Below are 13783 nucleotides of genomic sequence, written 5' to 3' on the forward strand. Positions count from 1 at the left end.
CCATGAGGCTGCGGAAGTGGCTGGAGAAGCCGGTCGAGGACCTGCCGGAGGTAGCGGATCGCAGGCTGCACCAAGCGCGCGCGGTGCTGACCCGGTTGACCACGCCGCTCATCCCGGATGACTACCTGCACCTGATCAATCCCTTGTGGTCCGCGCGGGAGCTGCGTGGCCGGGTCATCGAGGTCCGTGCCGAGACGGCGGACTCCGCGACAGTCGTCATCAAGCCGGGGTGGGGCTTCGATCACCGCTATCGGGCCGGGCAGTTCGTGGGCATTGGCCTGGAGATCGATGGCCGGTGGCATTGGCGCTCCTACTCCCTGACGAGTTCCCCGCGCGCGGGCGGCGGGGTCATCTCGATCGCGGTGAAGGCCATGCCAGAAGGTTTCCTGTCGACTCACCTCGTCGACGGGGTGGAGCCGGGAACGATCATCAGGCTCGCTGCCCCGCAGGGCGAGTTCGTCCTGCCCGAGCCGCCTCCGTCGAAGATCCTGTTCGTGACGGCGGGCAGTGGCATCACCCCGGTGATCAGCATGCTGCGGACGCTGGGCAATCGTGGCGGGGCGCCCGACGTCGTCCATGTGCATTGCGCGCCGCGCGAGAGCGAGGTGATGTTCCGCGCGGAGCTCGCCCGGCACGAGGCGCGGCCAGGCTATCGGTTGCACCTGCAGCTGACCGAAGATCAGGGCTTCTTCTCGCCCGCGATGCTCGATGCCATGGCCGCGGACTGGCGCGACCGGGAGGCGTGGGCATGTGGTCCGCAGGGGTTGCTGGATGCCATGGAGGCGCAGTACGAGGCCGAGGGGGTGGGGGAACGCTTGCATGTGGAGCGGTTCTCGGTGGATCGCACCGCGCACGCGACCGATGGCGGCACGGTGCGCTTTGCCCTCTCCGGCAAGGAGGTCGCGGTCGATGGCGCGACGACATTGCTCGAGGCGGGCGAGCAGGCGGGCGTCCGCATGCCGTTCGGGTGCCGGATGGGCATCTGCCACACCTGTGTCACGCAACTTGGGGACGGTTTCGCGCGTGACCTGCGCAGTGGCCGGGAGGCGTGCCCGGGGGAGCGGATCAAGACCTGCATCTCGGTCCCCGCGGGGGATTGCCAGCTGATACTGTGAACTGCATCACAGGCTGTTTGCCGTAGCCTACGGTGCACTAACCTGCGCACCAGTGGGTACATGTTGTTGCTCTGCCAAGGACGGTTGCGGATGGCCATCACCGATATCAAGGAGTACGCGCACCTCACCCCGGAGGACGTCGAAGCACTGGGGCGGGAGCTGGACCAGATCCGCGCGGGCATCGAGGCATCCCTGGGCGAGCGCGACGCGCGCTACATCCGAAAGACCATCCGGTTCCAGCGCGGCCTGGAGATCGCTAGCCGGGGCGTGCTCTTCGCGAGCTGGTTCCCGCCCGCCTGGCTCCTCGGCACTGTAGGGCTGGGCATCTCCAAGATCGTGGAGAACATGGAGATCGGCCACAACGTCATCCACGGCCAATGGGACTGGATGAACGACCCCGAGATCCACAGCAGCTCGTGGGAATGGGACATCTGCGACCCCTCCGCGCACTGGAAGCAGACCCACAACCACCTGCACCACAAGTACACCAACATCATCGGGCTCGACCCCGACGTGGGCTACGGCCTGCTACGCGTCACTCGCGATAGCAAGTGGGAGCCCTTCAACCTCGGCAATCCGATCTACAACCTCGTTCTCGCCCTGCTGTTCGAGTACGGAGTCGCGGTCCAGCACCTCGAGCTCGCGAACGTTGCCGCTGGGCTCAAGGACATGGATGAGTTCGCGGAGCAGCGCGACGAGGTCCTGCGCAAGATGCGCAAGCAGATCGCCAAGGACTACCTGTTCTTCCCCGCGCTCACTGGTCCCGGCTTCCTCACCACGCTTGCCGCGAACGTCGTCGCGAACATCATTCGCAACGTCTGGGCGCACGGCATCATCTTCTGCGGGCACTTCCCCGACGGGGCCGAGAAGTTCACCCAGGAGCAGTACCTCAGCGAGACCAGGGGAGACTGGTACCTGCGACAGATGCTTGGCTCCGCCAACTTCAAGGCAGGCCCGATCATGCGGTTCATGAGCGGCACCCTGTGCTACCAGATCGAGCACCACCTGTTCCCGGACCTGCCCAGCAACCGGCTCCAGGAGATCTCCGAGCGCGTGCAGGTCCTCGCCGAGGAGTACGACCTGCCCTACACGATGGCCTCGTTCCCGAGGATGTACCTGCAGACCTGGCGCACCATCATCAAGCTCGCGCTGCCGGATCGCTTTCTCACCGGCACCACCGATGATGCCCCCGAGACCAACTCCGAGCTCAAGTTCCGCATCGCCGGAGGCATCCGCGACTCCTTTGTCGGCGCCGACCCAGTCACTGGTGCCCGGCGGGGCCTGCGCACCGCGCTGGCCGCGCGGCGCAAGCGCCCGGGCATCGTGGTCGCGCTCCGCCAGGCGATCTCCGGTCCGTCCGCCGGGGCGCGGGCTGCCCAGCCCGTCGCCGCCTGACGCTCGGGCCCGCAGGTCGATTCCTAGCGCCGCCGGTCACCACTGGTCATTGGTTCCCAGGGCCGCCAGCAGCAGGCGCACCGCCATCGCCCTGCGCAGCACCGCGCCCTCCAGCTGATCGAACGCGCATCCCGGATCCTCCGGCGCCCCCAGGTGCCCGCATCCGCGCGGGCAGCGCTCCACGATCTCGGTGAGGTCATCGAACGCCCCCACCACGTCCTCCACACCGATATGGGCGAGCCCGAAGGAACGCACCCCTGGGGTGTCGATCACCCATCCGCCGCCGGGGAGGGCCAGCGCGATCGACTGCGAGGACGTGTGCCGTCCCTTGCCCACGCCCGAGACCCGGCCTGTCGCCCGGTACGCATCCGGCACCAGGCGATTGACCAAAGTGGACTTGCCCACGCCCGAATGACCGATGAGCGCGGACATGGTCCCCGAGATGCGTTCGAAAAGCGGCTCCAGATCATCCTCGACGCCCGTCGGCACGATGGGAAGGTCCAGGCCATCGAAGTGCGCGGTGAACACGCTCGGGTCCGCGAGATCGCTCTTGGTGACGCACAGCACCGGCTTGAGCCCGCCCACGTACGCGGCGATCAGTGCCCGCTCCACGAAGCCTGTGCGCGGCGTGGGCTCCGCCGCCGCGACGACGATGAGCAGCACCGTGGCATTGGCCACCACGATCCGCTCGAACGGATCAGTATCGTCGGCCGTCCGGCGCAGCACGCTCGAGCGCTCCTCGAGGCGCACGATGCGCGCGAGGGTGTCGTGGGTGCCGCTGGTGTCCCCAACGATGCCCACATAGTCGCCGACCACGATCGGTGTGCGGCCGAGCTCGCGCGCCCGCATCGCGACCACCAGGCGCTCGCCCGGCTCGCCGTCGAGGACCATGCAGCCCCACCGGCCACGATCCACCGAGACCACCAGGGCCCGCTCGGCATCAAGGTGCTCCGGGCGGTTCTTGGTGCGCGGCCGGGTGCCCTTGCCCGGTCGGATCCGCACATCCGATTCGTCGTAGCGGCGACGGCTCAGCGTGGATCGCCTCCCTCGAGCATGCGGGTCCACATTCCGTCGAAGCCCGGCAGCGTCTTGGCCGTGGTGCCGATGTCATCGACCTCTACATCGGGAACCACAAGGCCGATGATCGCCCCGGCCGTGGCCATCCGGTGATCGGCGTAGGCGTGCCACAGGCCAGCATGCAGCGGCACCGGGGTGATCTCCAGGCCATCCTCGGTCTCCACGCACTGCCCGCCGAGCCGGGTGATCTCGGTGGCGAGCGCGGCCAAGCGATCGGTCTCGTGCCCGCGCAGGTGCGCGATGCCTCGCAGCCGGGACGGAGCGGAGGCGAGCGCGGCGAGCGCGGCGACGGTGGGGGTGAGCTCACCGATGTCCCCGAGGTCCGCGTCGATGCCCTCGAGAGCGCCGGTGCCGGTGACGGTGAGCCCGTCCGCATCGAGCCGGACCTCGCACCCCATGCGCTCGAGCAGGCCGCGGATCTGATCGCCCGCCTGCGTCGTCTCCTTCGGCCAGCCCGGCACCGTCACCGAGCCGCCGGTGACCGCCGCGGCCGCGAGGAACGGCGTCGCGTTGGACAGGTCGGGCTCGATATCCCAGGTGGTCGCCGCCACCGGTGCGGGCGCGATCCGCCAGGTCGTGGGATCTGGTCGCTCCACCTCGATCCCAGCATGGGCCAGCATCTCCACGGTCATGTCGATGTGTGGCGTGGAGGGGACCTTGCCACCCGAATGCCGGACTGTCACACCTTGCTCGAAGCGTGCGCCGGCGAGGAGCAGGCCCGAGACGAACTGCGAGGATCCCGAGGCGTCGATCGTTACCTCGCCACCGCGCACCGCTCCTGTGCCCCGGACGGTGAACGGCAGCGCTGAACCCTCGACGTCGGCTCCGAGCGCCCGCAGCGCATCGAGCGTCACGCCCTGGGGACGGACGCGGGCCTGCTCATCGCCGTCGAAGCGCACCGCGCCGCTGGCGAGCGCCGCGACCCCCGGCAGGAAGCGCATCACGGTGCCCGCGAGCCCGCAATCTATCTCGGTGCCATGCAATGGGCCCGGCTCGACGAGTAGCTCGGTCTGGGCCAGCTCGGGGGCCGACTGCTCGGTGATGCCGGTGCCGAGCGCGCGCAAGCCCGCGATCATCAGGTTCGTGTCCCGGCTGCGGAGCGCCCCCCGCACCGTGGACGGGCCATTTGCGAGCGCCGCGAGCACCAGCGCCCGGTTGGTCGCTGATTTTGAACCGGGAACGGGAACAACAGCGGAGATCGGGGCAGGGTGATGCGGGGCGCGCCATGAGCTCATGCGCCTATCTTCCCGCATCCGGTACGTCCGCCGCGACAACGGGGCCGATCATGGCGTGATCAGCCGGAATTGTCAGGGACCCGTGCCAGGATGGAGGCATGTGCGGACGATATGCCGTGACAGCGGACCCAGCGACGCTCGCCGAGGAGCTCGATGCCCTCGACGAGACCGGGGGCGCGGCGCGGACGGGCTACAACATCGCGCCCACCACGGAGATCGCGGCGGTCGTTGACCGGCACGACCGCTCCGACGGCGACGACAATGCCGGGGCAGCCGTGCGGCGCAGGATCAGGGCCATGCGCTGGGGGCTCGTTCCCGTGTGGGCCAAGGATCTGAAATCCGGTCCCTTGCTGTTCAACGCGCGGTCGGAGACGGTGGCCACCAAGCCCGCGTTCCGGACGTCCTATTCGCGCCACCGGTGCCTCGTGCCCATGGACGGCTGGTACGAGTGGCGGCCCGCCACAACGGGCAGCCGACCCGCCAAGACCCCGTACTTCATGAGCCACCGAGATGGCGAGCGGCTCTACGCCGCCGGGATCTGGTCGGCATGGAAGGACCCCCAGGGGGCGAAAGACGAGGGCTCCCTGCTCAGCTGCTCCATCCTCACCACCGCGGCGGTGGGGAACCTCGCGGCCATCCACGATCGCATGCCGCTGATGCTCCATGCCGGGCAGTGGGACCAGTGGCTCGACCCTGATGGAGGCCCGCCCGACGCGCTGCTCGCTAGCCCTGGCGAGGCCTTCGCGGCGGCGATCTCCATCCGCGAGGTTCGTCCCCTCGTCAACAGCGTCCGCAATGATGGTCCCGAGCTGCTCCAGCCCGTTGCGCAGGCCGACGACAGCGCCACCGACGAGGGGGACGGGCCGGCGTTGTTCTAGCGAGCGCTGGCGTCATCCGCGGCCCACCCGGGAACAAACAACCTCGTCCACGGGTTGCACCGGACGGACGATATACAAGGGCGATCTGGGTTAGAGGTGTCGCGTGGGCTCGTTGTGCATGGAAGCGCCGGTGGATCAGCGCCTCGGGCAGGCGGTAGTCTTGAAGACTGCTATCAGTGAAGGGGCGCCTGTGCCAAAAGCGAATCAGTACAGCCCAGCCGAGGGCACTGACGAGTCAGCCAACGCCGCGGAGACCGCCACGCAGCTCGTGGAGCGGTTCGAGCGCGACGCCATGCCCATGATCGACCAGCTCTACGGGGCGGCGCTGCGGATGACGCGCAACCCGACTGACGCTGAGGACCTCGTCCAGGAGACCTACCTCAAGGCATACTCCGCGTTCAGCTCGTTCAAGGAGGGCACGAACCTCAAGGCGTGGCTGTATCGCATCATGACCAACACCTACATCAATGGGTACCGCAAGAAGCAGCGGCAGCCCGCGCAGTATCCCACTGACGAGATCACCGACTGGCAGATGGCCGCCTCCGCCGAGCATCAGTCCACTGGGCTGAAGTCCGCCGAGGTAGAGGCGCTCGACGCGCTGCCGGACGATGAGATCAAGAACGCGCTGCAATCCCTTCCCGAGGAATTCCGCATGGCTGTCTACTACGCCGACGTGGAGGGGTTCCCCTACAAGGAGATCGCGGACATCATGGGCACGCCCATCGGCACCGTGATGTCCAGGCTGCATCGCGGCCGCAAGCAGCTCCGCGCAGCGCTTGCCGATGTCGCCCGTGATCGGGGATTCATGCGCAACGCCGCCAACGGCGAGGAGGACAACGCGTGATGAGCACCCACGACCACACCGGCTCCGGCATGGACCCCCACGGCGACGATCACGAGCATGGGCTCGACTGCTCCGCCGTGATGGCTGACGTCTACCTCCTGCTCGACAATGAATGCGCCGACGGGGTCCGCGACCGGCTCCAGGCTCACCTCGACAACTGCGGGCCATGCCTCGAGCACTATGGCATCGAGGAGAAGATCAAGCGCATGCTATCCCGCAAGTGCGCGGGGGAGCGGGCGCCCGAGAGCCTGCGCGAGCGTCTCACGCTGGAGATCCGGCGCCAGGTCATCTACGGCGAGGTCACCCGCGTCCGCTACGAGGACTAGCACCAGCGCGGTGCTGGTGGCAGCCGGGGCCTCCCGCCTGCCGCAACCCGCGGGAGTGCCGCTCGTCGGCGCCGGGGCCTCCTGCCTGTCGGCAAAAGCACCGGATACCGTCAAACGCGATAGAAACTGTCCTGCAAATTGCACAGTTTCTATCGCGTTTGCTGTCGCGCCTCGATCAAGCCATCCGCGGCTCTGCTCAGCGGCCACATCCGCGGCGCTGATCCGGCGGCCACATCCGCGGCTCTGATCCGGCGGCGCCCGGTTCCGCCCGCAAATACACCTGTGGGGCCTGACCGGGATCTCGGTCGGGCCCCACAGGTGACGGCTGAGAGCGTTCGATGCTCAGGCGTTTGGGCGCTTGCCGTGGTTTGCCTTGTTCTTGCGGCGGTCACGACGCTTGCGGCCTCGCTTGCTCATGGGCTGTCTCCTCGGACATGAAATGGTTATCCACGCATTGTGTTGCCGATCCAGTGTACTCGTTGCCGGAGGGTGCCCCGCACAGTTGCCGCATGGGTCCGGAGCGTCGTCCCCGTGACCCGCCGAGGCCATCGACGGCCTGCTGCGTCCAGGCGGCTCCACCGGCCGTTCTCGCGGTGGGCTGAGGCGGGGCGGCGCGCGAGATGCCTGCCGGTGCGCGGTGGCGAGTAGTGACTGGGCTAGCCTTGGTGGATCAGTGTGATCGATGTCGCTGCGGAGGAACCCATGGCGGAAAATGTGCGTGCAGAAATGGTCGCGAAGGTGCTCGAAGTCGTGGTCCATGCCGGTGATGTCGTGAAGGAGGGGGACACCCTTGTGCTGCTGGAGTCGATGAAGATGGAGATTCCCGTCTTGTCCGAGTTCAATGGCACGGTCGACGTGGTGAACGTCACGAAGGATGACGTGATCCAGCAAGGTGACCTCATCGCGGTTATCTCCTAGGGCCTGCTTGTGTCCACGCTGAGCACGCTGCTGGCCGATCACACCGATCTGCCGGGCGAGGCCGTGAACCATCTGCAGCGACTCGTGGGCGAGTGGCAGTTGATCGCTGACCTGGCTTTCTCCGACTTCCTGATGTGGGTCGCCACCGGGGACCTCGAAGACGATGACGGTGCTGACGATCTGTCCGGGGCGCGGGCGGTGTGCGTGGCGCAATGCCGTCCGACGACATCGCCGACGGTGTATCCGCAGGACCTCGTGAGCAGTGGCGTCGATTGGGAGGATCATCCGGAGCTCGTGGCGGCGATGCTGCGGGGGGAGATCCTGCGGGAGGATGCGCCCCGCTGGCACGAGGGGACCCCGCTGGCGCGCGAGGCCATCCCGGTGCAGTCGGGCGGGCAGATCATCGCGGTGCTCACGCGGGATTCCTCGCTGGCGCAATTGCGGGTGCCGAGCGCCCTGGAGATGGCCTACATCGCGTGCGCGGGCGATCTGTGCCAGATGATCTGCGATGGCAGCTTCCCGTTGCGGGAGGATCTCGCCGGCATCCAGTCGAGCCCGCGGGCGGGTGATGGCCTCATCCGCATCGGCGTCGATGGCGTGGCGGAGTACGCGAGCCCCAACGCGTTGTCGGCGTATCACCGGATGGGCCTGAGCACCGAGATCTCGGGCCATGACCTCGTAGCCCTGACGCGACCATTGATCTCGGATCCGTTCGACGCCCAGGAGTTCGCGGTGCGGGTCAAGGCCGTGACGGCCCGGGAGTCGAGCATGCGGATGGAGGTCGATGCGCGTGGGGCGACCGTTCTGTTCCGTGCATTGCCGCTGTATCCGCATGCGGTTCCCGGTGGCGCCCTGGTGCTGGTGCGCGATATCACGGAGGTGAAGCGGCGCGATCGGGCGCTGCTATCGAAGGACGCGACGATCCGCGAGATCCACCATCGGGTGAAGAACAACCTGCAGACGGTCGCGGCATTGCTGCGGCTGCAGGTACGGCGGACTACGAACGAGGAGGCGCGGCAGGCGCTCGCGGAATCGGTGCGGCGGGTGAGCTCGATCGCGCTGGTCCATGACACGTTGTCGATGTCGGTCGACGAGCAGGTGAACCTCGATGAGGTCATTGATCGCTTGGTGCCGATGATGGTGGATGTGGCGACGATAGGGAAACCGATCGATGTGCGGCGCGAGGGCAGCATGGGCGTGATGCCCGCGGACAAGGCGACGCCGCTGGTGATGGTGCTGACCGAGCTCGTGCAGAACGCGATCGAGCATGCGTTCAACATGGGCGCGACGGCCGACCTGCACTATTCCGCGATGGAAGTGGCTGAGGCAGACGATCGTCGTGGCGAGATCGTGCTGCGCGCGGAGCGTTCCGCGCGGTGGCTCGATGTGGTGATCCACGACAACGGGAACGGCCTGCCCGATGGCTTCAGCCTGGAGAAGTCCGATCGGCTGGGCCTGCAGATCGTGCGGACGCTGGTCGCGGCCGAGCTCGGGGGATCGCTGACACTCGAGGAGAGCGCGGATGGCGGCACTGATGCATTGCTGCGGGTCCCGCTCGGGCGGCGGCGCTGAGGTGCGCGGGCAGATGCGCAAGGAAGTACGCGCGCATGAGCAAGCCCGGGGCCACGTATGGTCCCCGGGCGTTGTGCTCGATGCGAGTGGGCCTCCTGCTAGCGAGGCTCCCGCCAGTAGTGTGCTAGACCGTGCTGCGTGCGCGGGTACGAGCCTTGCGACGCTTGAGCGCACGTCGCTCGTCCTCGCTCATCCCGCCCCAGACGCCCGCGTCCTGTCCGGACTCCAGTGCCCACGAGAGGCATTCCGGGGTGACGGGGCATCGGTTGCATACAATCTTGGCCTGTGCGATCTGTGCCAGCGCCGGACCGCTGTTTCCCACGGGGAAGAACAGTTCGGGGTCCTCGTCGCGGCAGACCGCCCTATGGCGCCAGTCCATAATCGGTACTCCTCACTGGGTGTGCCGCGCACGAGGGGGCGAGGTGCGTCACACCGTTGTTGTTAGCAATTTACCCACGCGTAGCCATATTGTTTCCGCGCTGTTAACTAAGAATCGTGTCACGATCTCTGGGGAAGTCAATAGGTTTCCCCTGGACGTAACCTAAGTCACTGCGAGGAACCCGTGTGCGCGTCTTCGTGGCGCAATCTCGGACAGGAGTGTGATGTTGCTCACTCCAATAGTTCTACGCTCGGAAACTCTAGTGTGCGGCAATTCGGGCAGATTCGCTACCATTGGAGGAGAGCTAGGACTCTTCTGTGTCGAGTATCACACGCGGGGATTCGCCTGCGCGATCACGTCCAGCATGTCCGGCACCGCATGGAAGGCCACATCGTCCCGCATGCCGATGTAGTCCCCGTCCACCTGCAGGCCCATCGGTCGCGACGCCCGGACCCGCACTCTAGGCACATCATCGACACGGAGCAGGTGCCGGTGCGCGGGGCCTCCGCTGCCGAACACGATCTGCCGGGCCACCCGGGCTATCGGAACGATGCCCGCCGAGCGCATCGCGAACACGCCAAGTCCATTATCGAAACTCACGCCCGGATTCGTCAGGACAGGCCGTTCATCGATGAATGTCCATGGGCTCGCGTTCGAGACGAACGCGAAATATACGCCGTCATGGACTGCTCCATCAGGAAGCTCGACCGTCAACGCCGGAGGAAGCCGCCGCTCCCGCAGGAACGCCCGCGCCGCGGCCCGCATGTACCGGCCTGGCGTCGCCGTGCGACCGGCCGCGCGCTTCTTCTCCACCGCCCGCACCGCATGGGCATCGAGGCCCACGCCAGCATTGAACAGGAACCAGCGCCCCTCGCAATGCGCGAGCCCGATCCGTCGATGCTCGCGGCGCGCGATCAGGTCGAGGATCTGGTTGGCGGCATCGAGCGGGTCCGGCGCGATACCGAGCGACCGCGCGAAGACGTTCGCCGAGCCTCCCGGGATCACTGCTACCGACGGCACTGCGCCGAGCGGCAGCGAGGTCAGCAGGCCCTCGCGCGGCGGCTCGAGGATGCCGTTGACGACTTCGTTGACGGTGCCATCGCCGCCATGCACGATGATCAGCGGATAGCCCTGCTTGGTCGCCTCCGCCGCGAGCTCGGCGGCGTGGCCGCGGTGCGCGGTCTGCTTGATGCGCAGCGAGAGCTTGCTCGAGAGCGCATGACCGATGAGGTCACGTCCAGCTGACGAGGTGGTCGTCGCGTGAGGATTCACGATCAACAAGGCGCGCACGAGGACTCAGCCTAGCCGGTGATCGCGCGACCAGCGCGCCACCTGCCTCCGCGGGTTGGCCGGCTCGGCGCCCCCGGGGTTGCCGCGCTACCACCCGGCGGCACCGCTGCCTTACCCTGGCAGGGTGCCTAGGACTGGACCAGACATGCCCCCCGAGCCGGACGATACCCTGCCGCTGCCGGTGCCCTGGGGCATCCGCGCTGCCGGAGCGATCGTCGCGGCGCAGGGCGCCACATGCCTGGGGCTCGGTGCCTGGTACGCCGCGCGAGCGATCGCGTCCGAGGGCAACGAGGCGCGCTTCGGGATCGCCCTGTCATCGTGGTTCTTGCTGCTCGGTGCTGCGGTCCTCGCTGGTGGCATCGCGCTCGCGCTGGGCAAGAGGTGGGGCAGGGCCGTAGCGATCGTGATGCAGCTGCTCCTGCTACCGGTGGTGTTCTCGATGATCACCACCTCGCACCAGTACGCCCTTGGCTTCGGCCTTGGCGCCGTCGTCGTGCTGACGCTGGTGCTGATGATGTCCGGGCGCTCGAGCGACTGGCTCAACGCCGACTGAGCCCCTGCCCGGCAGGAGATATCGGATCGCCCGGCAAAACGCCCGCGCCGGTCCTCGCTTCGCGCGTGTTGATCAGGGACTATAGGACTCGTGACCAGAGTTCTCGCAATCGCCAATCAAAAAGGTGGCGTCGCCAAGACCACCACAGTGGCATCGCTGGGGGCTGCCCTCGCCTCGATGCAGCAACGCGTGCTGATCGTTGATCTCGACCCGCAGGCATGCCTGACCTTCTCGCTCGGTCACGACCCCGACAACATCGACGCGTCGGTGCATGACGTGCTCGTGGGCTCCCAGAAGGTCAGCAACGTCGTCCTCGAGACCAGCGACGGAATGACCCTGCTGCCGTCGACGATCGATCTCGCCGGTGCCGAGGCCATGCTGCTCATGCGGGCCGGGCGGGAGTTCACCCTCCGCCGCGCTCTCGATGCCGTGGCCCCCGAGTTCGACATCATGCTCATCGATTGCCCGCCGTCGCTCGGCGTGCTCACGCTCAATGGGCTCACCGCCGCGGATTCGGTGATCGTGCCCCTGCAGTGCGAGACGCTCGCGCACCGGGGAGTGGGGCAATTGCTGCGCACGGTCTCGGAGGTGCAGCAGATCACCAATCCTGACCTGTCGCTGCTCGGCGCGCTGCCCACGCTGTATGACGCCCGCACCACCCACAGTCGTGATGTCCTCGCTGACGTCTCGGACCGGTATGGGCTGCCCGTGCTCGCGCCACCGATCCCGCGCACCGTGAAGTTCGCGGAAGCCAGCGCCTCCGGTGCCTCGATCCTCGCGGCCCGCCGCAACAAGGGCGCGGATGCCTATCGGGCGCTCGCGCGCCAGCTGCTTGATCACTGGCAGAAGGGCACCCCGCTCGCTACGTTCGACCCCTACGCCAAGGTCTCCTGATCGGCAGCAGCCGCTAGGAGCGTGGTGCCAGCGCGACCAGGGCGTCGCCGCGCTGCTCGATGATCATCTCGCCCACAACGGCGAGATGGATGCTGCCCGGCGCGCCATCGCGCTCCACGGGAATGAGGCGTTCCTGCTCGCCGGTGCGGACGTCCACGACTGCGATGCCGGACGCGATGGGCACGAGCAGGCTGCCCGCCATCATCGCTGGCTGGCCCAGCGACCCCGGGAACTCCCAGATGGGGCGCTGATCGTTCGGTGACAGCGCCACGAGCCCTGCCCCTGCGCCCCAGACCCTGATGCCGGAATCGCCAGCAAGGACCGCGGGCAGGCCGGCCCCAGCGAAGGCATGGGCAGCGGTAGCCCCATCCTCGCGCGACACGTCTGCTGGCACCACGTTCGCGGGCAGCTCGTGCCGCCCGCGTGGGTTTGCCTGGCCGTCGAACATGGCGAGGGCGGGTCGGTCCCCGGGTATGGCGATCACGGTGGACTGGGGGGTGGCGAAGACGATGCGCGCGCCGTCCACCCCCGGCACCTCACCGAGCGTCCCGTCAGTGCGGGTCAGCAGGGCATCCCCGAACTCCTCGGGCTCGCGGAAGCTCTCGGGGTCGCTGGCCAGCATGACCAGGCGCTCGCCGACGTCGTCCGGGCACTTGACGATCATGGGGATGCGGCTCTGCGTGATAGCGGCATCACGGATCGCGCAATCGGCGCGTGGCTGCAATCCTGGCTCGATCGGTGCGCTGACCCGGCCTGCTTCCACCGTCCGCACGAGATCCGAGCGCCAGGCCTCGAGGCGGGCCGGGCCAAAGGATACGAAGCGGGATCCATTCGACTCGATCGTCACCGCGTCGTCCGCCTCGCTCGTGCGTTGCGGGCCCCGGTCGCCCGACGCTGGGTCGAACGCCGAGACCTCGCCGCATCCCCGCGGCCCACGGAAGATGGCGATCACCTTGTTCCACGTCGCGGTCACTGTGCAGATCGCCTCGGCGCGACGGTAGGACCATGCTCGATCACCACTGCGCGCATCGTGGCCAACTATTTCGTGAGCACGTACAGAGATGACCGCGCCCCGCGCGACGAGGGGCACTACCGAGCCGGGGCTTTCCGTGCGCCACGCCTCGACGACCGCGTCGGGTACCGCGGTGGCCTGCACGGCCTCGGGGATCGGCACGGCTGCGGTGCCGAGCGATGCGTGGCGGGCTGGGCTCGCCCACCACGCTCCAAATGCGGCGACGGCCAGGATCACGACCAGGAGAGCCGCCACCGCGAGATCAGCACGGTGGCGACGTTCGGGCGCGATCATG

At 67.7% G+C, this 13783-nt stretch carries 15 protein-coding genes; 9 read left to right on the forward strand and 6 right to left on the reverse strand.

From position 1 onward, the window contains the following. Positions 1-2 precede the first annotated feature (2 nt). Both QC765_RS08810 and QC765_RS08815 read left to right on the forward strand, forming a co-directional pair. On the forward strand, positions 3-1115 hold the full coding sequence (locus QC765_RS08810) for a ferredoxin reductase (RefSeq protein WP_278314078.1): 1113 nt from the start codon (positions 3-5) through the stop codon (positions 1113-1115). Positions 1116-1205: 90 nt separating this feature from the next. Beyond that, positions 1206-2510 carry a fatty acid desaturase family protein gene (locus QC765_RS08815; protein WP_278314079.1) on the forward strand — a complete coding sequence of 435 codons (1305 nt, stop codon included), beginning with the start codon at positions 1206-1208 and terminating at the stop codon, positions 2508-2510. A gap of 36 nt (positions 2511-2546) precedes the next feature. Here the strand turns inward: QC765_RS08815 and rsgA are convergent, their stop codons facing one another. Both rsgA and aroA read right to left on the reverse strand, forming a co-directional pair. After that, complete coding sequence (gene rsgA / locus QC765_RS08820) at positions 2547-3512, reverse strand: ribosome small subunit-dependent GTPase A (protein ID WP_373876715.1); 966 nt, start codon at positions 3510-3512, stop codon at positions 2547-2549. Positions 3513-3538: 26 nt separating this feature from the next. Beyond that, complete coding sequence (gene aroA / locus QC765_RS08825; protein WP_278314080.1) at positions 3539-4822, reverse strand: 3-phosphoshikimate 1-carboxyvinyltransferase; 1284 nt, start codon at positions 4820-4822, stop codon at positions 3539-3541. 98 nt (positions 4823-4920) lie between these two features. Here aroA and QC765_RS08830 point away from each other — a divergent pair, with 98 nt between their 5' ends. From QC765_RS08830 to rsrA, 3 genes are all read left to right on the forward strand, one after another. Beyond that, a complete protein-coding gene (locus QC765_RS08830) occupies positions 4921-5700 on the forward strand; it encodes an SOS response-associated peptidase (protein WP_278314081.1) in 780 nt (259 codons plus the stop codon). A 190-nt stretch (positions 5701-5890) separates the two neighbouring features. Continuing rightward, positions 5891-6544: a sigma-70 family RNA polymerase sigma factor gene (locus QC765_RS08835; RefSeq protein ID WP_278314082.1), complete on the forward strand. Its 654-nt coding sequence runs from the start codon at positions 5891-5893 to the stop codon at positions 6542-6544. Positions 6545-6573: 29 nt separating this feature from the next. Beyond that, the gene (rsrA, locus tag QC765_RS08840; protein ID WP_278314243.1) at positions 6574-6870 is read left to right on the forward strand and encodes a mycothiol system anti-sigma-R factor; all 297 of its coding nucleotides are present in this window, start codon (positions 6574-6576) and stop codon (positions 6868-6870) included. Between the two features lie 342 nt (positions 6871-7212). Here the strand turns inward: rsrA and QC765_RS16490 are convergent, their stop codons facing one another. Then, positions 7213-7287: a 50S ribosomal protein bL37 gene (locus QC765_RS16490; RefSeq protein ID WP_131245889.1), complete on the reverse strand. Its 75-nt coding sequence runs from the start codon at positions 7285-7287 to the stop codon at positions 7213-7215. A 285-nt stretch (positions 7288-7572) separates the two neighbouring features. On the opposite strand from QC765_RS16490, the gene QC765_RS08845 reads away from it, so the two are divergent. After that, on the forward strand, positions 7573-7788 hold the full coding sequence (locus QC765_RS08845) for a biotin/lipoyl-binding carrier protein (RefSeq protein ID WP_278314083.1): 216 nt from the start codon (positions 7573-7575) through the stop codon (positions 7786-7788). Between the two features lie 9 nt (positions 7789-7797). Then, the gene (locus QC765_RS08850; protein WP_278314084.1) at positions 7798-9360 is read left to right on the forward strand and encodes a sensor histidine kinase; all 1563 of its coding nucleotides are present in this window, start codon (positions 7798-7800) and stop codon (positions 9358-9360) included. A gap of 124 nt (positions 9361-9484) precedes the next feature. On the opposite strand, the gene QC765_RS08855 is transcribed toward QC765_RS08850, so the two are convergent. Together QC765_RS08855 and QC765_RS08860 are read right to left on the reverse strand one after the other, a co-directional pair. Beyond that, a complete protein-coding gene (locus QC765_RS08855; RefSeq protein ID WP_149361249.1) occupies positions 9485-9739 on the reverse strand; it encodes a WhiB family transcriptional regulator in 255 nt (84 codons plus the stop codon). Between the two features lie 327 nt (positions 9740-10066). Further along, positions 10067-11029, reverse strand: coding sequence for a diacylglycerol/lipid kinase family protein (locus QC765_RS08860; protein WP_278314085.1), 963 nt, complete (start codon positions 11027-11029; stop codon positions 10067-10069). A 124-nt stretch (positions 11030-11153) separates the two neighbouring features. On the opposite strand from QC765_RS08860, the gene QC765_RS08865 reads away from it, so the two are divergent. Beyond that, complete coding sequence (locus tag QC765_RS08865; protein ID WP_278314086.1) at positions 11154-11582, forward strand: hypothetical protein; 429 nt, start codon at positions 11154-11156, stop codon at positions 11580-11582. Positions 11583-11672: 90 nt separating this feature from the next. After that, complete coding sequence (locus QC765_RS08870) at positions 11673-12476, forward strand: ParA family protein (protein ID WP_278314087.1); 804 nt, start codon at positions 11673-11675, stop codon at positions 12474-12476. A 13-nt stretch (positions 12477-12489) separates the two neighbouring features. Here QC765_RS08870 and QC765_RS08875 read toward each other — a convergent pair whose 3' ends face one another. Continuing rightward, complete coding sequence (locus QC765_RS08875) at positions 12490-13782, reverse strand: Rv3212 family protein (protein ID WP_278314088.1); 1293 nt, start codon at positions 13780-13782, stop codon at positions 12490-12492. Position 13783: the final 1 nt, after the last annotated feature.

This window comes from Hoyosella levis (genome assembly GCF_026008515.1).
In the GTDB taxonomy this organism is placed as follows: domain Bacteria; phylum Actinomycetota; class Actinomycetes; order Mycobacteriales; family Mycobacteriaceae; genus Lolliginicoccus; species Lolliginicoccus levis.